The following is a 19,532-nucleotide window of genomic DNA, read 5'->3' on the forward strand; positions in this document are numbered from 1 at the left end:
GTACACACTACGATTAGACGAAAAATAGGGAGGATTTTGGGCATGGCATGTCGTGACAATGAAGAGCTTCAGCGATTTGTAGAAGAGGCAAAAAAGGTGGCCAAAAATGGAAAGGTAGCATCCTATATTCCGGCACTCGGTAAAGCGGATCAATCGGATTTATCTGTCGCTGTTTATCATGTGAGTAATACGTGCCACTCAGCGGGAGATGTTGATAAACGATTCACCCTGCAAAGTATTTCAAAAGTATTAGCCCTGGCGCTCGTGCTCTCAGAAGAAGGACCGAAAAAAGTGTTTCAATATGTTGGACAAGAACCGACTGGCGACCCGTTTAATTCGATGATTAAACTAGAGACAGCAAGCCCCAATAAGCCGCTTAACCCAATGATTAATGCAGGGGCGCTTGCCGTTACAAGTTTAATAAGAGGGGCAACGCCGCAAGATCAGCTGAACCGGCTGCTTGGTTTTATTAGAGAGCTTGCCAATGACACCACCATTACATATTGCAAAGAAACCGCTGCATCCGAATTTGAAACATCAATGATTAACCGCGCAATGTGCTATTATATGAAGCAATATCATATCATTAAAGGGAATGTAGAAGAGGTGATGGATGTCTATACGAAGCAGTGCGCCGTCATGATGAATAGCCTGGATTTGGCGAAGATCGCGTGTGTTTTTTCATTAGATGGCAGGCATCCAGAGACAGGAAAGCAAATCCTTTCGAAAGATGTTGCTAGAATTTGTAAAACGTTTATGGTCACATGCGGTATGTACAATGCGAGCGGGGAATTTGCGATCAATATCGGAATCCCTGCTAAAAGTGGTGTTTCAGGCGGAATTATGGGGGCGGCGCCATACGACTTTGGGATAGGTATATTCGGGCCTGCTTTGGATGAAAAAGGGAATAGTATTGCGGGTATTAAGCTGCTTGAGCTCATGAGTGAAAAATATGAGATGAGTATCTTTTAATGACGAATGGCTTCTTTTTATTTTTACAGAGCGAACTGTACAAATCTGCTTGCAATTTTGGGCGTTTCGCTTTATGATAAATAGAAGAATTAGGTACTCGCCTGGGGAACGGAGGGATACTTTTGGCGTCAGAAATTTTAGTCGATCATCGGCAAAAAGCACTGGCTTTATTAAAATTGGATGCAGATAAAATTTTAAAATTGATCCAAGTGCAAATGGACAACTTAACGATGCCGCAATGTCCTCTTTATGAAGAGGTTTTAGATACTCAAATGTTCGGATTATCGAGAGAAATTGATTTCGCTGTCCGGCTTGGATTAGTTGATCAACATGAAGGCAAAAAACTACTCGATAAACTTGAGAGAGAACTATCCGCACTTCATGATGCGTTCACAAAAAAATAATGATTGAAAACTCAAACTTCCACAACATAAGTTTGAGTTTTTTTGTCCGCCTTTTTATTTTGATTGATGCCAAACGGACTTGATTGTCTCATGAAAGACGAACAATATAAAGAGGTAAAACGGGATCAAACGGAGAAAATGTAGTAGAATAAGAACAGCTAAGAGAAGAGAATTTCAAGCAGTAGAAATAGACGTTAGGAAGAGGATTATATGTTAAAGAGAATGCTAAAATCGTATGACTACTCATTATTGTTCGCCATTATATTAATTAGCGCATTCGGCTTGGTGATGGTGTATAGCTCAAGTATGATTACATCTGTGATCAGATATGATGCTGCGCCAGATAATTTTTTCAAGAAACAGCTTTTATTTATGATTGTCGGGGCGGTCATCTTGATTTTTACAGCCCTCATTCCGTATCAGCTGCTCTTAAATAAAAGATTCCAAATTGTGATGCTTTTGCTATCTGTGTTTTCTCTCATTTATGTGTACTTTGGCGGTCACATTGCAGGGAATGCTAGAAGTTGGATCAAATTTGGACCTTTTAGTCTTCAGCCAGCGGAATTCGTGAAGATCGTTGTCATCATTTATCTTGCTGCTGTCTATGCAAAGAAGCAGCATTATATTGACCATATTTTAAGAGGGGTTACACCTCCAATTGTGGTTGTCTCCATCCTATGCGGATTTATTATTTTGCAGCCAGACTATGGGACAGCTTTTATCATTGGTATGATTGCCCTTGCGATGATTTTATGCTCAGGGTTTAGCGGTAAAACGCTGGCCAAGCTGCTCGCTTTATTTAGTGCGGTGATGGTTGTTGTGACACCGTTTATTATTCTTTTTTGGGATAAAATTTTTACGCAGAATCGTCTTGGACGTTTTGAGAGTTTCCAAGACCCATTTAAAGACGCAGGCGCTTCTGGGCATCAATTGATTAATTCATATTATGCGATTGGATCAGGCGGCTTTTTTGGGCTTGGTCTTGGAGAGAGTGTACAAAAGTATGGATACCTTCCAGAACCGCATACAGATTTTATCATGGCAATTATCTCGGAAGAGCTTGGTTTTTTCGGTGTATTTTTTGTCCTTGCTCTCCTTGGCTTTATTGTTGTGAAAGGTTTTTACATTGCGAGAAAGTGTGAAGATCCGTTTGGAAGTTTGCTTGCAATAGGAATTTCTTCAATGATTGCCATCCAAACGTGTATTAATTTGGGCGGTGTTTCAGGTCTCATTCCGATCACTGGGGTCACACTTCCGTTTATCAGCTACGGGGGATCCTCTATCATTTTACTGAGTGGATGTATGGGAATATTGCTGAATATCAGCATGTTCACTGAATATAAAGAGCGTTATAAAAAGAAAAAATCAATCAGCAAACCATCGCTTCAAAAAAATGGATTGCAGAAAACTTTGAATCTTTAGAAAACAAAAGTGTACAGTTTTCATTTCTTCCTTTATTATAGAGTACATATAAAATTTTAAGGGATATGGAGGAGTGAGAATGTCACAGAGAACAATTCAAAAGGTTCTAGTTGCAAACAGAGGGGAAATCGCTATCAGAGTCTTTAGGGCCTGTACGGAGCTCAACTTACGTACAGTGGCCATTTACTCCAAAGAAGACTCGGGCTCTTATCATCGCTATAAAGCCGATGAAGCATATCTAGTTGGAGAAGGGAAAAAGCCGATTGATGCCTACCTTGATATCGAGGGGATCATCGAAATTGCAAAACGAAATGACGTGGATGCGATTCATCCAGGATACGGATTTTTATCTGAAAACATTCATTTTGCAAGACGATGCGAAGAGGAAGGCATCCAATTCATCGGCCCAACTTCTCAACATTTAGATATGTTTGGAGATAAAGTAAAAGCGAGAGATGAAGCGAAAAAAGCTGGGATTCCAGTCATTCCAGGAAGTGACGGGCCAGTTGATTCGGTCAAAGAAGTCGAAAAATTCGGTGAAGAATACGGCTACCCGTTTATTATTAAAGCTTCACTTGGAGGCGGCGGCCGAGGTATGCGGATTGTCAGATCAAAAGAGGAGCTGAACGAAGCCTATGACCGTGCAAAGTCAGAGGCGAAAGCGGCTTTTGGAAATGACGAAGTATATGTTGAAAAGTTGATTGAAAATCCGAAACATATTGAAGTGCAGGTGATTGGAGACAATCACGGCAATATCATTCATTTATACGAGCGTGACTGCTCTGTTCAAAGGCGTCATCAAAAAGTCATTGAGGTTGCGCCAAGTGTGTCTCTTTCTAATCAATTACGTGAAGACATCTGTGAAGCGGCTGTTCAGCTGGCCCAGAATGTATCGTATATCAATGCAGGGACTGTAGAATTCCTAGTGGCAAATGGGGAGTTTTATTTTATTGAAGTCAATCCTAGGGTCCAGGTGGAACACACGATCACAGAAATGATCACAGGTGTCGATATCGTCCAAACCCAAATTCTTGTCGCAAAAGGACATGACCTCCACAGCAAAGAAGTCGGGATACCAAAACAAGAAGATATCTTTACACATGGATTTGCCATTCAATCAAGGGTCACAACAGAAGATCCTTTGAATGATTTTATGCCAGATACAGGAAAAATCATGGCTTACCGTTCAGGCGGTGGTTTTGGTGTACGTCTTGATACAGGGAACAGCTTCCAAGGTGCGGTGATTACACCTTATTACGATTCACTGTTGGTCAAGCTGTCAACTTGGGCACTTACATTTGATCAAGCTGCGGCTAAAATGGTCCGAAATTTACAAGAATTCAGGATTCGTGGCATTAAAACAAATATCCCGTTTCTTGAAAACGTCGCAAAGCACGAGAAGTTTCTAAGAGGGGAATATGATACATCGTTTATTGATTCAACACCTGAGCTATTTAACTTCCCTAAGCAAAAAGACCGCGGAACGAAAATGCTTACTTATATTGGTAACGTTACCATTAATGGGTTCCCTGGTATTTCGGAAAATAAGAAGCCTCATTTTGATCAACCAAATGTGCCGAAACTTGCTGTCCATGAAACGATACCTTCTGGAACAAAACAATTGTTAGACAAGCATGGACCTGAGGGGCTCGCCAATTGGGTGAAAGAGCAAAGCGGTGTACTCTTAACAGATACAACCTTTAGAGACGCGCATCAATCGCTGCTTGCAACACGCTTTAGAACACACGACTTAAAGAAAGTTGCGCAGCCAACAGCAGGTTTATGGCCAGAGTTATTCAGTATGGAAATGTGGGGCGGCGCTACATTTGATGTGGCATATCGTTTCTTGAAAGAAGATCCTTGGGAAAGATTGAAAGAGCTTCGCCAAGAAGTGCCAAACACTTTGTTCCAAATGCTATTAAGATCATCAAACGCTGTTGGATATACAAACTATGCGGATAATGTGATTAAAGCATTTGTAAAGGAATCGGCAGAGGCAGGCATTGACGTTTTCCGTATTTTCGACAGTCTAAACTGGGTCAAAGGCATGACGCTTGCCATTGATTCTGTTCGTGAATCCGGCAAAGTGGCAGAGGCAGCGATTTGTTATACAGGTGATATTCTTGATCCATCACGTCCGAAATATGATTTGAAATATTATGTCTCTCTTGCGAAGGAGCTTGAATCCGCAGGCGCTCATATTTTAGGCATTAAAGATATGGCGGGATTATTAAAACCGCAAGCGGCTTATGAGCTTGTATCGGCTCTAAAAGACGAGCTCACGATTCCAATCCATCTTCATACACACGATACGAGTGGAAATGGACTCTTCACCTATGCAAGAGCGATTGATGCAGGTGTTGATATTGTTGATGTTGCAGTCAGCTCTATGGCGGGGCTCACATCACAACCAAGTGCGAGCTCATTATATTATGCTTTAGACGGACATGAAAGAAAGCCAGAAATGAATGTTCAAGCGGTTGAACGTCTTTCACAATATTGGGATTCCGTCAGAAAATATTATCATGAGTTTGAAAGCGGAATGAATTCACCGCATACAGAAATTTATGAGCATGAAATGCCTGGTGGCCAGTATAGTAACCTGCAACAGCAGGCGAAAGGGGTCGGCCTTGGCGAACGCTGGAATGAAGTAAAAGAAATGTACAGACGTGTAAATGACATGTTTGGTGACATTGTGAAAGTGACACCGTCTTCTAAAGTGGTCGGAGATATGGCACTTTATATGGTGCAAAACGATCTGACAGAAGAGGATGTTTATGAAAAAGGAGCAACACTGGATTTCCCAGATTCGGTTGTTGAATTGTTTAAAGGCTATTTAGGGCAGCCTCATGGCGGATTCCCAGAAAAGCTGCAAAAGCTGATTTTAAAAGGGGAGGAGCCGCTTACTGTCAGACCGGGTGAGAAACTGAAGCCTGTGGACTTTGAAGAGATCAAAAAGCAGTTCAAAGAATCACATGATTTGACGTTGACAGAACAAGATGCCATTGCATATGCTTTATACCCGAAAGTCTTTTCTGAATTTGTTCAAACAGCAGAAAGCTATGGAGATATCTCTGTTCTTGACACACCAACCTTCTTCTACGGGATGAGACTTGGTGAAGAAATTGAGGTAGAAATTGAAAAAGGGAAAACCCTCATTGTCAAACTCGTGTCAATTGGAGAACCGAATCCAGATGCTACAAGAGTGCTTTACTTTGAGCTGAATGGACAGCCGCGTGAAGTGGTCATTAAGGATGAAAGCATCAAATCCTCCGTTCAAGAAAAAATGAAGGCAGATCGCTCAAATCCAAATCACATTGCGGCATCGATGCCAGGCACTGTGATCAAAGTACTTGTTGAAAAAGGACAGAAAATTTCTCAAGGTGAGCATTTGATGATCAATGAAGCGATGAAAATGGAAACGACGGTACAAGCACCGTTCTCAGCAGTCGTGGATGAAATTCATGTCACGAATGGAGAAGGGATTCAAACTGGAGATCTGTTGATTGTCTTAAAGCCTGAATAATGAGTGAGACACATCCACTGCGATGTGTCTCAGCGTATAGACAAACCCTTGCATTCTTTGTCAGTCCTGCGTGCTGGTGCTCACGAATGTCACATTCGCTCCGCTCCAGTACTCGTTCTTCCTAGACTTCAAGGGCTTTCTATCACGCTGAAAAGAAGACAAAGGGCTAAAATAAAGAGCATTTTAGCCCTTTGTAAACAATCCAAGACACATCTACTGCGATGTGTCTTTTTGTTGAGCGCATTAAAATGTGCAGCCGCCCGCTAGAGTGATTACACTATAGAATGAGGTGAAGAAAGAGTGGAAATTGTCGTGATTTGGTTTCGCCGAGATATGCGATTGGATGATCATATCGCCTTATCAAAAGCGATCACATATGCAAAAAAACATCAGTACCGATTATTTGCTTTTTATCATCTAGATCCATTTTTTACAGAAATGGAACTGGATTTGAACAACGAACATTTCTTTCAAAACTTGGCCAATTTCGTCAAGGAAGCGAGAGAATCTCACATGTATGTTCATCTCATTCATGATGATATTTTGTCCGCTTTTCAAAAGCTCATGAATGCTTATGACATCAATGCGGTCTTTTTTAATGAGGACGAAGTAGGAAATGGTCGAATTCGTGATGAGCAAGTGACCTGTTTCTTAGAAGAAAAGGGCATTCATGTGTCAAAGTGGCAAGATACGCATCTGCATGGGGCGAGAGATATTTTAAAAGCGGATGGGACTCATTATCAAGTGTTTACTCCATACTATCAAGCGTGGCGGAAGCAGGAGAAGCAGTCTGTGATAAAAGTTGACAAATCATTTCTGAGCAGCAAGCATACGATTTGTGATGAGTCACTTTCTGAAAAGGGAGATGAGAAACTAAGGGACATCATCAAGAAATGTACAAGGAAATTCGATCAGATTGGATCAGACAAAGCGATGAGCACGCTAGGCGGCTTTATTCAAGAAAGATTGACGCATTATCACGAGAAACGAGATATTCCGTCTGTTTTTGGGACGAGCAAGCTGTCTCGGTTTTTAAAAACCGGGACCATTTCTATTCGCACGATCTTTCATGCAGTCAATGAGGAAGAACTTTTTGAAGATAAGGGCAAGGAAACATTTATGAAAGAGCTAGCGTGGCGTGATTTTTATCATATGATCTTTGCGCATTATCCAGAGATGAAAGAAAAAGAAATCAACGCCTCCTTTCAACATATAAAATGGAATGATGATCAGACACTTTTTGAAGCTTGGTGTAAAGGACAAACAGGCTTCCCACTCGTTGACGCTGGGATGAGACAGTTAAATGAAGAAGGCTGGATGCATAACCGTTTGAGAATGGTGACGGCTTCATTTCTGACAAAAGATTATCTCATCGATTGGAGAATGGGCGAGGCGTATTTTGCGAGAAAACTTGCCGACTATGATGAGGCTTCGAATATTGGAGGATTTCAGTGGACAGCCTCTGTCGGAACGGATGCTGTTCCTTACTTCCGTATTTTTAACCCAACGACCCAGTCGAAACGATTTGATCCAAGCGGAGAATATATTAGAAGGTATGTACCAGAACTAAAGCATGTGAATGAAAAATGGATTCATGAACCGAGTAAAATGCCGATAGATGAGCAAATGAAATCGGGATGTGTGTTGGGGGATACATATCCTCTGCCTACAGTCGATCATCAAGAAAGACGAAAAAAGGCCATTTCGCTATTTGAAGAAGCGAAACAAACATAAAAGAAATCCCCCTTTTCGGATGAAAGGGGGATTGTATGTTTATCTGAAAGGCTCTCTATTTTCATATTTAAACCGGGCAATGAGTAAGCAGAAGTAGCATAGTACCCCAAACAAACAAGAAATAAAGAATGAATGAGCAAGCGCATAACCGAGTGCGAGCTGAGAATAAACAGACATGACACCAGAGATCGCTTGAAGTGTAATCAGAATGGCTGAAATGATCCATCCATAATACAGCTGCTTTTGTTCTTTATAATGTTTAAGGGCATGGAACATCGCAACAAATATCCAAACGAATAAAAGAAGGGCTGCTGCTCGGTGAGACATTTGAACCCATTGATTAAAATACGCTGGAAGTGCGCCGTCTTTTGAACAAAATGGGAAGACAGAGCATGCAAGACTTGATTTTGTATGTCTCACATAGGCGCCCGTATACACCACAATATACGTATATGTGATCAACCCATAAATATGGAACTGCATTCTTTTGCCGATATGAAGCGGCTTCACAAGCTTTGTTTCAGATCTGGTGGCTTCAAACACAAGCAGTGCCAGCAGTAAAACGGAAGCAAAAGAAATCAGTGAAATACCGAAGTGCAGTGCCATGACAAGTGCGTTAGAACCAAACACAACGGCGAGTGCCCCTAACAGCGCTTGAAGCAGTAAGAATATAATGGACATGATGACCAAAAATTTGGTTTCACGGAATACTGGACTGATTCTTTTCCAGCATAAGACCGCCAGTGCCAATACAAGAATGGTGGAAACTCCTGTTGACATGCGGTGGCTCCATTCGATAATGGAAGCAGGGTTCATTTCTGGAAAGAAACGACCGTGGCAAAGGGGCCATTGTCTGCCGCAGCCAAGACCGGAGCCAGTTTTCGTCACAAGCGCACCGCCAATCAGAACGATCAGCATCACAAATGTTGTGACAACGCTCAATAACCTTAAAGCAAATTTCATCAAATGATTTCACCTTCTCTAAATAACTTCTGATCTAAATGAAAACCTCACATGCTCTCAAGTTTAAGCCAAATGCGTGTTCTGTTGCAATTCATAATGACCAAAGTTCACAAAAAAATGATATGTTAGTTCACAAAGTTTACAGATTTAGAGTGCTTGATCTTTCTTTGACAGTCTGATAGAAATAGAGGAGAGAATATTTCATTTTGCACCGCCTTCTGAAACGCACATCCTAATAAATTCACGAAAAGTTCACAAATAACTTCAAGTTTGTCGTTTATTATTTAATAGGATGTTTTTTTACAGCTCTTTATCTTGTATGATAGAGTTGTAACGATTTTACGTTTTATTCGTTCGTTTGAAGGTTTGGGCAAGGGAGGTTATACACATTGGCAAATTCCAAAACAGCCGCGGAAGCAGCTATTCATGGACAAATAGAAGAAACAACCGCTTTAAAAGATTTTCTTGCTCTTATTAAAATGGGCATCGTCAATTCCAATTTCATTACAACATTTACTGGAATGTGGCTTGCTTTTTATTTTACAGATATGAGTTTTCTTGGGAATCTTGATATTGTGCTGTTAACAATGATTGGTTCTTCTCTTATTATTGCCGGTTCATGCGCCATTAATAATGCGTTTGACCGTGATATTGATATACTAATGGAAAGAACAAAAACAAGACCGACGGTGACAGGTAAAGTTCAGCCAGGTCAAGCGTATGCATTTGGTATTCTGCTTGTTGTACTTGGACTGATTATGCTTCTGATGACAACTGTTACATCAGCAGTGATTGGATTTATCGGTGTCTTTACTTATGCAGTTCTATACACGATGTGGTCTAAACGTCATTACACCATTAATACAGTCATTGGGAGTGTATCTGGTGCGGTTCCGCCATTAATTGGCTGGACAGCTGTTACAGGCACCATCGACACAACGGCTTGGGTCCTGTTTATGATTATGTTCATCTGGCAAATTCCGCATTTCTTATCACTTGCGATTAAGAAAACGGAAGATTACCGCAAAGCAGGTATTCCAATGCTGCCAGTTGTTTACGGCTTTGAAGTCACAAAACGCCAAATCATCATTTGGACAGCATGTCTTCTTCCGCTTCCATTTTTCTTAGGTGGATTAGGATGGCCGATTGTCGCACTTGGCACATTGCTGAACATTGGATGGCTCGTCATTGGTCTTATGGGCTTTAAAATGAAAGATATCATGAAGTGGTCAACACTCATGTTCGTTTATTCATTAAACTACTTAACGATCTTTTTCGTTGCGATGATTATTATTACACTATTCTAGAGTGAAATACACTTTGATCACATCAAAACAATGGCTATATCTTATAACACAACATTTTCTTACAACTATGAAAGCCGCCTGATATTCAGTTCTATTTAGGCGGCTTTCTGTTTATACATAGATGGTATTTTGAGTAAAAACATCATTTTTTTATGAAAAGAGGAAATGTAAGTGCTTTTATAAGAGGCGGGGGTTATGGATGGGTGAAAGGTGATTTTATAAATAAGAGGTAAAAGCGAAAGGCAAAGGAGATCAAGCAAAAGGGGTTGGGACAAATTATGATAAGAAAATGGCGTGTTTATTCACTGTTTCTCTTACTGACGCTCGTTTTGGCGGGCTGCGGTGAACCATACTTATCAACACTCAAGCCAGTTGGGGAAGTAGCAGATAAACAGTTTTTCCTAACGGTACTGAGTACACTTATTATGGTTCTTGTCGTTATTGTTGTATCGATCATTTTCTTTTACGTCATCATTAAATTCAAACGTTCTAAAGTGGGAGAAGATACGATTCCTAAACAGGTAGAAGGGAACCGTAACCTCGAAATTACGTGGACAGCGATTCCGATACTTCTACTCATTATTCTCGTTGTACCTGTTGTGGCGTACACGCTTGAGCTAGGGGATACAAGCGCCATGGATAAGAAAAAACGAGATCCTGAAAAGACACTTGTAGTGAATGTAAGAGCCAGCTTATATTGGTGGGAATTTGAATACCCTGATTATGGGATTGTGACAAGTCAGGAATTGATTGTTCCAACTGATCAAAAGGTTTATTTTAAGCTGAAAGCATCTGATGTGAAACACTCATTCTGGATTCCATCAGCTGGGGGTAAAATTGATACAAATACAGACAACGAGAACAAGTTTTATTTAACGTTTGACTCAAAACGAACGAAAGATGCTGGAGAATATTTCTATGGGAAATGTGCAGAGCTTTGTGGTCCATCACATGCTTTAATGGACTTTAAAGTTAAAACGCTTTCTCAAGATGAGTTTTTAGGCTGGACGAAAAAGATGGCAGATTATAAGAAGCCTGCGTCTACGTCAGATCTAGCCCTTGAGGGTGAAAAACTCTTTAAAGAGAAAAACTGTTTAAGCTGTCATGCGGTAGAGCCTGGAGATGAACGACCAGAGGCGGCAAGGACTGCACCAAACCTTGCAACCTTCGGAGAGCGGACAAAAGTAGCTGGAATTAAAGACATGAACAAAGAAAATGTCAAAGCATGGCTGAAAGATCCAGAGAGCTTTAAACCAGGTAATAAGATGACAGGGACGTACCCTAAACTAAATGACTCAGAAGCAGATGCACTCTACGAGTATTTAAAAGGTCTTAAAATACAGTAAATGCCTTGAGCAGCTTGAAGTTGCGCACATTCAAAAGGGTATACGATCTATGTGAAGTTTTTGTTAAGAGCTCCCGAATAAGTCTCTACATCCAAGAATAAGTCATCTGTCAGATATAGTCTGTTTTTAGAACGTGAAGATAGACATTGATATGAAAAGGGGCAAATGGGAGATAAGAGGGGGATTTCATGGTGAGTACAATAGCTAAAAAGCGGGGGTTTGGCGCTGTCTTATGGGATTACTTAACGACGGTTGACCACAAAAAAATTGCCATACTATATTTAGTGGCAGGGGGATTTTTCTTTTTAATTGGTGGCCTGGAAGCGATGATTATCCGTATTCAGCTAGCCATCCCTGAAAATGATTTTGTGAGTGCAGGGTTTTACAATGAAGTGATGACGATGCATGGAACAACGATGATTTTCCTTGCAGCAATGCCGCTTTTATTTGCATTAATGAATGCGGTTGTACCCATTCAAATTGGTGCACGTGACGTAGCGTTTCCATTTGTGAATTCACTTGGTTTTTGGCTGTTCTTTTTCGGAGGTATTTTCTTAAACCTTGGATGGTTTATGGGCGGAGCACCTGATGCAGGCTGGACTGCCTATGCGTCGCTCACGCTGAATTCAGAAGGGCACGGCATGGATTTCTATATTTTAGGGTTGCAGATAGCGGGTATTGGTACGCTAATTGCCGGAATCAACTTTCTTGCAACGATTATTAATATGAGAGCGCCAGGTATGACGTATATGAGAATGCCGCTCTTTACCTGGACGACGTTTGTGGCATCTGCACTAATTTTATTCGCATTCCCGCCGCTGACAGCAGGGCTTGCGATGCTGATGCTTGATCGAATGTTTGATACGAGCTTTTTTAATCCAGAGCTCGGCGGAAATACAATCATCTGGGAGCATTTGTTCTGGATTTTTGGACACCCAGAAGTGTATATCTTGATTTTGCCGGCATTTGGGATTTTCTCTGAGATCATTCCGGTGTTTGCAAGAAAAAGATTGTTTGGTTATTCGTCCATGGTGTTTGCGACTGTATTAATTGGTTTCCTTGGATTCATGGTGTGGGCGCATCACATGTTCACAACAGGACTTGGTCCAATTGCCAATGCGATCTTTGCCGTAGCCACAATGGCGATTGCGGTGCCAACTGGAATTAAAGTTTTTAACTGGTTGCTCACCATATGGGGCGGTAATGTGAAGTTCACAACGCCGATGCTATATTCAGTTGCGTTCATTCCGTCATTCTTACTTGGCGGTGTAACCGGCGTCATGCTTGCAGCAGCAGCAGCGGATTATCAGTTCCATGACACGTACTTCGTTGTGGCGCATTTCCACTATGTCATTATCGGTGGTGTGGTCTTCGGTATTTTAGCAGGTGTGCATTATTGGTGGCCGAAGATGTTTGGGAAAATACTGAATGAGAAGCTTGGGAAAATTGGCTTTGTGCTGTTTTTCGTCGGTTTCCATTTAACGTTCTTTATCCAGCATTTTCTCGGTCTTTGGGGCATGCCGCGCCGAGTCTTTACATTCTTGCCAGGTCAGGGTCTAGACCTTGGGAACTTGGTGAGTACGATTGGGGCACTGTTCATGTTTGTAGCAGTTGTCATCATGCTGATTAATATCATCTGGACGACAGCAAAAGGGGAGCGTGTATCGGGCGATCCTTGGGGAGATGGAAGAACGCTTGAATGGGCAGTATCTTCACCTCCGCCAGAATATAACTTTAAGCAGCTGCCTCTTGTACGGGGACTTGATCCATTATGGATTGAGAAAATGGATGGTAAAAAAGGAATGACAGCATCTGAACCGCTCGATGATATTCACATGCCGAATAATTCCATCTTGCCTATCATTATCTCATTCGGTCTATTTGTGTCAGCGTTTGGTTTTATGTATCGTCAAGAACACAGCTGGGGTCTACCGGTGATCTTCATTGGTCTTGGCATCACGTTTGCGACCATGCTCGTTCGCTCTCTTAAAGATGATCATGGATACCATATTCACAAAGAAGATTTGACGGATGACGATGACAAAGGGGTGAAAGCATAATGGAACCACAAAAAATGACAGCGGAAACCTTTCCGGCTTCTCCTGAGAAAGCCACGTTAGAAGGAAAGAATAAGTTCGTCGGGTTCTGGTTGTTTCTTGGGGGAGAAACGGTCCTGTTTGCATCTTTGTTTGCCACTTATTTGGCGCTGAAAAATTCAAATGCAGGCGGCGCAACAACAACTGAAATGTTTGACCTCACACTTGTGTTTATTGCCACAATGCTTCTGTTAACGAGCAGTTTAACGAGTGTGTATGCTATGTATCATATGAAAAACTTTGCCTTTAAAAAAATGCAGCTTTGGCTTGGTATAACCGTTCTTTTAGGTGCTGGATTTTTAGGGGTAGAAATTTATGAGTTTTATCATTATGTGCATGCGTATGAATTTACCATTACGAGCTCTGCACTTGGCTCTTCCTTCTATACGCTTGTTGGAACACACGGGGCTCACGTCGCATTTGGACTTTGCTGGATCACCGCTCTGATGATTCGGAATATGAGACGCGGACTCGATTTATACAATGCACCAAAATATTATGTGGCAAGCCTTTATTGGCACTTCATTGATGTTGTGTGGGTCTTCATCTTTACCGTTGTATATTTAATGGGAATGGTGGGATAAGAATGGGAAATAAAAACACAAATCAGTCCAAAGTCGATCTTGTCTATCGGAAAAAGAAAAATGCCGAAGAAATGAAGCATCAGCTCATTTCTTTCGGCTTGATGATTGGTTTAACGTTTGTTGCCTTTTTAACAATCGCCTCTGAAGACGTCGGAAATTGGTTCGCTGTCCCTTTTATTTTACTGCTTGCAGTGATTCAGGTCGCTTTTCAGCTTTATTATTTTATGCACATGAACCAAAAAGGGCATGAAACACCCGCGTTGTTTCTTTACTCAGGTGTGTTTGTCGCGTTTATTACCGTTTTAGCCTTTTTGACCATTATTTGGTGGTAAGCTCGCTTTGCCCTTGAAGGAGGCGCAGCAATGGAAAACTTAGAGATATTTGGATTTCGTGCATTATGGAGTCCTTACTATTTGACATGTATTGTAGCAGCAGCCGCTTTTTATCTGCTTCTCGTGACGAAGGGTAAGCACCGTGCGACGGTGAAAGAGAAAACGCTGTTTCTCACGGGGCTTGTGTTGCTTTATGCAGTGAAGGGGAGCCCGATTGATTTAATGGGGCATATTATGTTCAGTGCGCATATGGCGCAAATGGCAGTGCTCTATTTGGTCATCCCGCCCCTTCTTATCACAGGTTTACCTGCGGCGATTTGGGAGCGGATCATTCAAACACGGGGTATTCAGCCGATTTTCCGCTTGTTTTCTAAGCCGTTGATTGCCTTACTCGGTTTTAACGGGTTGTTTTCGCTGTATCATATTCCGCTTGTGTTCGATTTTGTCAAAACAGATCCGTTTTATCACGCATTGATGACGGTTGTCATTTTTATCGCTGCCTTTTTCATGTGGTGGCCGCTTGTCCATAAAGTGCAAAGTCAGCCGCAGATTACAGGCATTTTAAAGCTTGGATATATTATGGCAGATGGGATTTTAATGACACCTGCCTGCGCACTCATTATGTTTAGTGAAGCGCCTATCTATGCCACTTATTCAGATGCCGGCGCATGGATACAAGCACTGCACCTATGCGTACCGAGTGATATGCTTGCTGGTCTTGCGCTTACGGGACCTGACATGTTTCATACATTGCCGCTGCTAGAAGATCAGCAGCTAGGTGCTATTTTGATGAAAATCATTCAGGAGATTGTATACGGATCGATTCTTGCTGTTGTCTTCTTTGACTGGGCGAGAAAAGAAAGAGCGAAAGATGCCGTACCAGATGCGCTCATTCCGAAATATGAATAAATGAAAAGCACAGCCGCAGGGGCTGTGCTTTTATGCTTCAGCAGTTATCGCTTCTAGTTTTTCTTTCAATTGGTTCAGTGTTTTTTTGCTGGATTGAATAAGAGATTTAGGGAAATCTTCGCCTTCTCCATATTCAACACCATGCGGATAATAGTGTTTTCCAAGTAAAGGTGTCAGCAGCTGGATGTGGGCTTTTTTGGAGCCGACATCTCCCTCAGTGGCGTAGCCAGAGATCCGTAAGTAAAACGTCCCCTCTACCATGTTATACTTCCTGTCGTACGTCACACGCTCATAATCCCATTGATCGGCTCGTACAAATCCTTCACTTTCCATAATGAAATCCAATTTATTTAAGTCAGCTGATACCTTTTCAATCCCCGTACCTTCAAACTTCACCCAAAACCCCTCCTTATAAAAATTCCCTTTACTGACAATCATAGTATGAAAGCGTTAAACTTTCAACTGTGAAAGGTATGTTCTTTTATAAGCTGGTTACAGTAATAAAGAAAATAACGGATGGAGGAATCAACGTGAAAACGAAAAAAATCAAAGATATCATGACGAAAAAAGTAGTGACGTTGCAAAAGGACGACAATGCATATGAAGCGGCAGTCAAAATGAAAGATGCTGACATTGGTGCCATTCCAGTAGTCGACGGAGATCAGCTTGTTGGTATTGTCACAGACCGCGACCTTGTACTTAGAGGTATTGCTGAGAAAAAGCCGAACTCACAAGAGGTTGGTGCCCTCATGACGAAGGAAGTTTTGACAGCTGAAGAAGATGCAACCCTAGAAGAAATTGTCCGGTTGATGTCAGAACATCAGCTCCGCCGTATCCCAGTTGTCAAAAACGGGGCACTCACAGGAATCGTAGCCCTTGGGGATTTATCAGTTGAAGATTTATCAAACGATCGTGCAGGTGATGCTCTGACGGAAATCTCTCAACAAGACCAGGATCATGGCCAAGGATTTCTTCATTAGGAGGGGCATATTTTAAATTCGTGTTAAATAGGCTGTATTGTCGTTGATAAATGGAGCAAGTTTTGTTTAAATGACAGTAGAAGGTACTTTTTGTACCTTGCCAATTTAACGGAGGTGTTTATTTGAAAACTGTACTGAAAACACTCTTCATCCTCCTGATTATATCTGGAACGTATGTTCTGTTTATTCAATATGGATCTTCACCAGAAAAAGAAAACAGCAATGAGCCGAAGGTGTCTAATGAAGAAACATCTAGCGATAAGCCGATCAACATTCCGAAAAAAGGTCTCATGTCCTTTATGGGGAAGTCTTCAAACGAAGTGCTTAAACAGCTAGGGGAACCAGATCGCATTGATCCTTCCGCATATGATTATGACTGGTGGATATACAATCAATCGAAGAAGCACTATATTCAAGTAGGGGTAAAGGACAGTAAAGTGGTGACCTTGTTTGCGACAGGGGATGGGCTGAATGTTGAGCCGTTTAAAATCGGTCAAGCCACAAGTGAAGTGTTTAAAAAAACACAAATCGCTCCTTACATTCATGTAGAGGACGAGGGAAATTCATATCGCTTTGAATTCTCAGAAGATGATATGAATACCAGGCCGACGGTGAAAGTGGGAGATGATGTGTATGTCCAGCTCTACATGGATAAGTTTGAAAGCACTCTTTCGAGCATTCGAGCCTTTAACGCAGATACATTTGTCAAACAAAAGCCGTATGAAGTCGTTTATCGAGGTCAATTAATTGAACCTGAGGCGATATCAGGCGAAAAGTGGAAGGATATTGAAGCGTCGAGTCAAAAACAAATTTTTGATATGACCAATATTATCCGCCATAAGTACAAACTGCCGACCTTAAAGTGGGACGATGAAACCTCTGAAGTGGCATTCATGCATAGTGAGGACATGAAGGATAATCATTATTTCTCCCATGAATCTAAAAAATACGGCACGCTGAAAGACCGGTTAGAAAGAGGCGAGGTCGCATTTCAGCTTGCGGGGGAAAACATTGCGTATAATTATGTTGATGGCCCTGCAGCTGTAGAAGGCTGGCTGAATAGCGAAGGTCACCGGAAGGCATTGTTAAATCAAGATTACACGCACCTTGGCGTTGGTGTGAAAGAAAAGTATTATACACAAAACTTCATTAAGAAAACGTCTTAATCCTCTAAACAGCTGCGCACAGATGGCGGCTGTTTTTTTATGAAAAGGGCTCACCAAAATAGACCCAGATGTATATAGTATAGTAGGCATTTGTATGGGGGGTGAGGATATGACAAATAAGCAAAAGCAAACATCCATTGATGAATTTAAACAGTTCGTCAGACGCCATCCGAAATTAATTCAAGAAGTGCAGACGCAAGAAAAAAGCTGGCAAAGTTTATACGAGAATTGGGTCATGTTTGGTGAGGAAGATGACATGTGGTCTCCTTACCGACAAACACAAACGGAAGAAGCAAAAGAAGAAAAAGCCGCTAAGCAAAGTGAACCGGGAAAAGCAGATTTTATGTCTAAAATGGTTTCTGCAGTGAAAAAAATGGACGCTGATCAAATGAATGAACAAATTAATAAAATGAGCCAGTCTATTTCCTCTTTACAAAGCTTACTCGGTCAATTTTCATCAAATGGCTCAAAGAAGGGTTCATCTGGAGGCAGCCAGCACCCATTCTCCTTCAGGAAAGATTAATTGAAAGGGGATGCTTTTGGTGCGGAGAGAAGTACAAGAGTTTGTCATGGCCGAAGAGGATCGAATCAAATTCATCAGGCAGCGCCCACTCTGGTATAGACAGTTAACGCGGCATCCTGAAAATGTCACTTCGTTTGAATTAGATAAAATGAACTTTTACGAAAAAACCATTCCTCATCGTGTGAGCCAGTTGAGCAATAGTGTCCAAATGGCTGAAATGATGATCCAGATGTTCCAAGCAATGCGCAATCAAAATGGAGCCGGGTGAGGCTTTTTTTGAGTTGATTAAGATGTCTATTTCATGAGCATCCTATGAAAGTAGACGAAAGGAGAATCAGAACATGAAATGGATGCTGTCAATATGCGCATTGCTTTTTCTTCTCACCGGATGTCAAAGTCAACATGATCAAGAGCAAGTAACTAGGCAAGAACCAGCAGTACCAGTCATGCAACAGACGCAAAGTGAAATGAAGCAGCAAGGCTTTTTAAAATACAAAGTGCAGGGATCTGTTGTGTATATAGAAAGTACACTTCAAGATTTTCACCTTGAACCTTCACCCCTAAAAAAGGATAAGAAGGCTGGGTATTTTACTGTGTATGTAGACGGGAAACGGGCAGGCAATGAGTATACTGCGGCGTTTGTGGTCAAGCACCTTTCAAAAGGAAAGCATAAAATGACCGTTGTGCTAAATTCTCGTCACCCTGAATATAAGCAGAAAAGAGAGACGTGGGATGTATTTGTCACGTAAAAGCATTTTCTGATCCATAGGTTTCGTGGTAAACTATGAATTGGAGGTGCAACATTTATGTATGCGACAATCGAATTCGTGGAGCTCCAAGAGGAAGCAAATCAATTGGCTGCCATGATTCTTCAGTCGGAGGAGGCTGAACATTACCGCAACTGCTTTAAGCGTCTCCAGCAAGACGAAGAAGCCCAACAAATTATTGCCCATTTTACAAAAGTAAAAGAGCAATATGAAGATGTGCAGCGGTTCGGCAAATACCATCCGGACTATAGAACGATCTCAAAAGAAATGCGTGAGGTCAAAAGAAAGCTAGATCTTCACGATACAGTGGTTGATTTCAAAAAAGCAGAAACAGCGATTCAATCCATCTTAGATGAGATTAGTATTGAAATCGGTCAAGCTGTATCAGCATATATTAAAGTTCCAACAGGGAACCCATATTTTGATGGTCTATCATCATGCGGCGGTGGCTGTGGATCAGGAGGCAGCTGTGGCTGTAAAGTATCTTGACGAGACTTGAAC

19 protein-coding genes are annotated in these 19,532 nt (G+C 41.6%); 17 read left to right on the forward strand and 2 right to left on the reverse strand.

Features of this window, described 5'->3' with window-relative positions; genetic code table 11:
* Nucleotides 1-42 precede the first annotated feature (42 nt).
* The 5 genes from glsA (at nucleotide 43) to MHH31_RS07175 (ending at nucleotide 8,058) form a co-directional block, all read left to right on the forward strand.
* Nucleotides 43-972, forward strand: coding sequence for a glutaminase A (gene glsA, locus MHH31_RS07155; RefSeq protein ID WP_019743436.1), 930 nt, complete (start codon nucleotides 43-45; stop codon nucleotides 970-972).
* A gap of 122 nt (nucleotides 973-1,094) precedes the next feature.
* Entirely contained in the window at nucleotides 1,095-1,376 is a 282-nt protein-coding gene (locus tag MHH31_RS07160) for a YlaN family protein (protein WP_003212509.1), read from the forward strand.
* 210 nt (nucleotides 1,377-1,586) lie between these two features.
* Nucleotides 1,587-2,798 carry a putative lipid II flippase FtsW gene (gene ftsW / locus MHH31_RS07165; RefSeq protein WP_326241511.1) on the forward strand — a complete coding sequence of 404 codons (1,212 nt, stop codon included), beginning with the start codon at nucleotides 1,587-1,589 and terminating at the stop codon, nucleotides 2,796-2,798.
* Nucleotides 2,799-2,877: 79 nt separating this feature from the next.
* Nucleotides 2,878-6,324 (forward strand): pyruvate carboxylase, encoded by a 3,447-nt coding sequence (pyc, locus tag MHH31_RS07170; RefSeq protein WP_041092203.1) that lies wholly within the window; start codon nucleotides 2,878-2,880, stop codon nucleotides 6,322-6,324.
* Nucleotides 6,325-6,624: 300 nt separating this feature from the next.
* Nucleotides 6,625-8,058: a deoxyribodipyrimidine photo-lyase gene (locus MHH31_RS07175; RefSeq protein ID WP_342495412.1), complete on the forward strand. Its 1,434-nt coding sequence runs from the start codon at nucleotides 6,625-6,627 to the stop codon at nucleotides 8,056-8,058.
* 39 nt (nucleotides 8,059-8,097) lie between these two features.
* Here the strand turns inward: MHH31_RS07175 and MHH31_RS07180 are convergent, their stop codons facing one another.
* On the reverse strand, nucleotides 8,098-9,021 hold the full coding sequence (locus MHH31_RS07180) for a heme A synthase (protein WP_342495413.1): 924 nt from the start codon (nucleotides 9,019-9,021) through the stop codon (nucleotides 8,098-8,100).
* A gap of 389 nt (nucleotides 9,022-9,410) precedes the next feature.
* Here MHH31_RS07180 and cyoE point away from each other — a divergent pair, with 389 nt between their 5' ends.
* The 6 genes from cyoE (at nucleotide 9,411) to ctaG (ending at nucleotide 15,595) form a co-directional block, all read left to right on the forward strand.
* On the forward strand, nucleotides 9,411-10,328 hold the full coding sequence (gene cyoE, locus MHH31_RS07185; protein WP_007499825.1) for a heme o synthase: 918 nt from the start codon (nucleotides 9,411-9,413) through the stop codon (nucleotides 10,326-10,328).
* 278 nt (nucleotides 10,329-10,606) lie between these two features.
* Nucleotides 10,607-11,674 carry a cytochrome c oxidase subunit II gene (gene coxB, locus MHH31_RS07190; protein WP_024720297.1) on the forward strand — a complete coding sequence of 356 codons (1,068 nt, stop codon included), beginning with the start codon at nucleotides 10,607-10,609 and terminating at the stop codon, nucleotides 11,672-11,674.
* A gap of 188 nt (nucleotides 11,675-11,862) precedes the next feature.
* Nucleotides 11,863-13,734: a cytochrome c oxidase subunit I gene (gene ctaD / locus MHH31_RS07195; RefSeq protein WP_007499823.1), complete on the forward strand. Its 1,872-nt coding sequence runs from the start codon at nucleotides 11,863-11,865 to the stop codon at nucleotides 13,732-13,734.
* Complete coding sequence (gene ctaE, locus MHH31_RS07200) at nucleotides 13,731-14,354, forward strand: cytochrome c oxidase subunit III (RefSeq protein ID WP_096881364.1); 624 nt, start codon at nucleotides 13,731-13,733, stop codon at nucleotides 14,352-14,354. The genes ctaD and ctaE overlap by 4 nt, the downstream gene beginning before the upstream one ends.
* 2 nt (nucleotides 14,355-14,356) lie before the next feature.
* Nucleotides 14,357-14,686: a cytochrome c oxidase subunit IVB gene (gene ctaF, locus MHH31_RS07205; RefSeq protein WP_003211520.1), complete on the forward strand. Its 330-nt coding sequence runs from the start codon at nucleotides 14,357-14,359 to the stop codon at nucleotides 14,684-14,686.
* Between the two features lie 30 nt (nucleotides 14,687-14,716).
* On the forward strand, nucleotides 14,717-15,595 hold the full coding sequence (gene ctaG / locus MHH31_RS07210) for a cytochrome c oxidase assembly factor CtaG (protein WP_017367183.1): 879 nt from the start codon (nucleotides 14,717-14,719) through the stop codon (nucleotides 15,593-15,595).
* Nucleotides 15,596-15,625: 30 nt separating this feature from the next.
* On the opposite strand, the gene MHH31_RS07215 is transcribed toward ctaG, so the two are convergent.
* The gene (locus MHH31_RS07215) at nucleotides 15,626-15,991 is read right to left on the reverse strand and encodes a YugN family protein (protein WP_008345035.1); all 366 of its coding nucleotides are present in this window, start codon (nucleotides 15,989-15,991) and stop codon (nucleotides 15,626-15,628) included.
* A gap of 161 nt (nucleotides 15,992-16,152) precedes the next feature.
* On the opposite strand from MHH31_RS07215, the gene MHH31_RS07220 reads away from it, so the two are divergent.
* The 6 genes from MHH31_RS07220 to MHH31_RS07245 all read left to right on the forward strand — a co-directional run bounded on the left by MHH31_RS07220 (nucleotide 16,153) and on the right by MHH31_RS07245 (nucleotide 19,520).
* The gene (locus MHH31_RS07220) at nucleotides 16,153-16,575 is read left to right on the forward strand and encodes a CBS domain-containing protein (RefSeq protein ID WP_045034299.1); all 423 of its coding nucleotides are present in this window, start codon (nucleotides 16,153-16,155) and stop codon (nucleotides 16,573-16,575) included.
* Between the two features lie 122 nt (nucleotides 16,576-16,697).
* Complete coding sequence (locus tag MHH31_RS07225) at nucleotides 16,698-17,741, forward strand: CAP domain-containing protein (RefSeq protein WP_058337381.1); 1,044 nt, start codon at nucleotides 16,698-16,700, stop codon at nucleotides 17,739-17,741.
* 109 nt (nucleotides 17,742-17,850) lie between these two features.
* Nucleotides 17,851-18,264, forward strand: a complete 414-nt coding sequence (locus tag MHH31_RS07230; RefSeq protein WP_024720298.1) for a YlbD family protein — start codon at nucleotides 17,851-17,853, stop codon at nucleotides 18,262-18,264.
* Between the two features lie 19 nt (nucleotides 18,265-18,283).
* Nucleotides 18,284-18,532, forward strand: coding sequence for a YlbE-like family protein (locus MHH31_RS07235; protein WP_017359376.1), 249 nt, complete (start codon nucleotides 18,284-18,286; stop codon nucleotides 18,530-18,532).
* Nucleotides 18,533-18,605: 73 nt separating this feature from the next.
* Entirely contained in the window at nucleotides 18,606-19,013 is a 408-nt protein-coding gene (locus MHH31_RS07240) for a hypothetical protein (protein WP_007499810.1), read from the forward strand.
* Nucleotides 19,014-19,070: 57 nt separating this feature from the next.
* Nucleotides 19,071-19,520 (forward strand): YlbF family regulator, encoded by a 450-nt coding sequence (locus tag MHH31_RS07245; protein WP_017359375.1) that lies wholly within the window; start codon nucleotides 19,071-19,073, stop codon nucleotides 19,518-19,520.
* The last annotated feature ends 12 nt before the right edge of the window (nucleotides 19,521-19,532 follow it).

The organism is Bacillus sp. FSL K6-1033, from assembly GCF_038630765.1.
Classification (GTDB): domain Bacteria; phylum Bacillota; class Bacilli; order Bacillales; family Bacillaceae; genus Bacillus; species Bacillus altitudinis.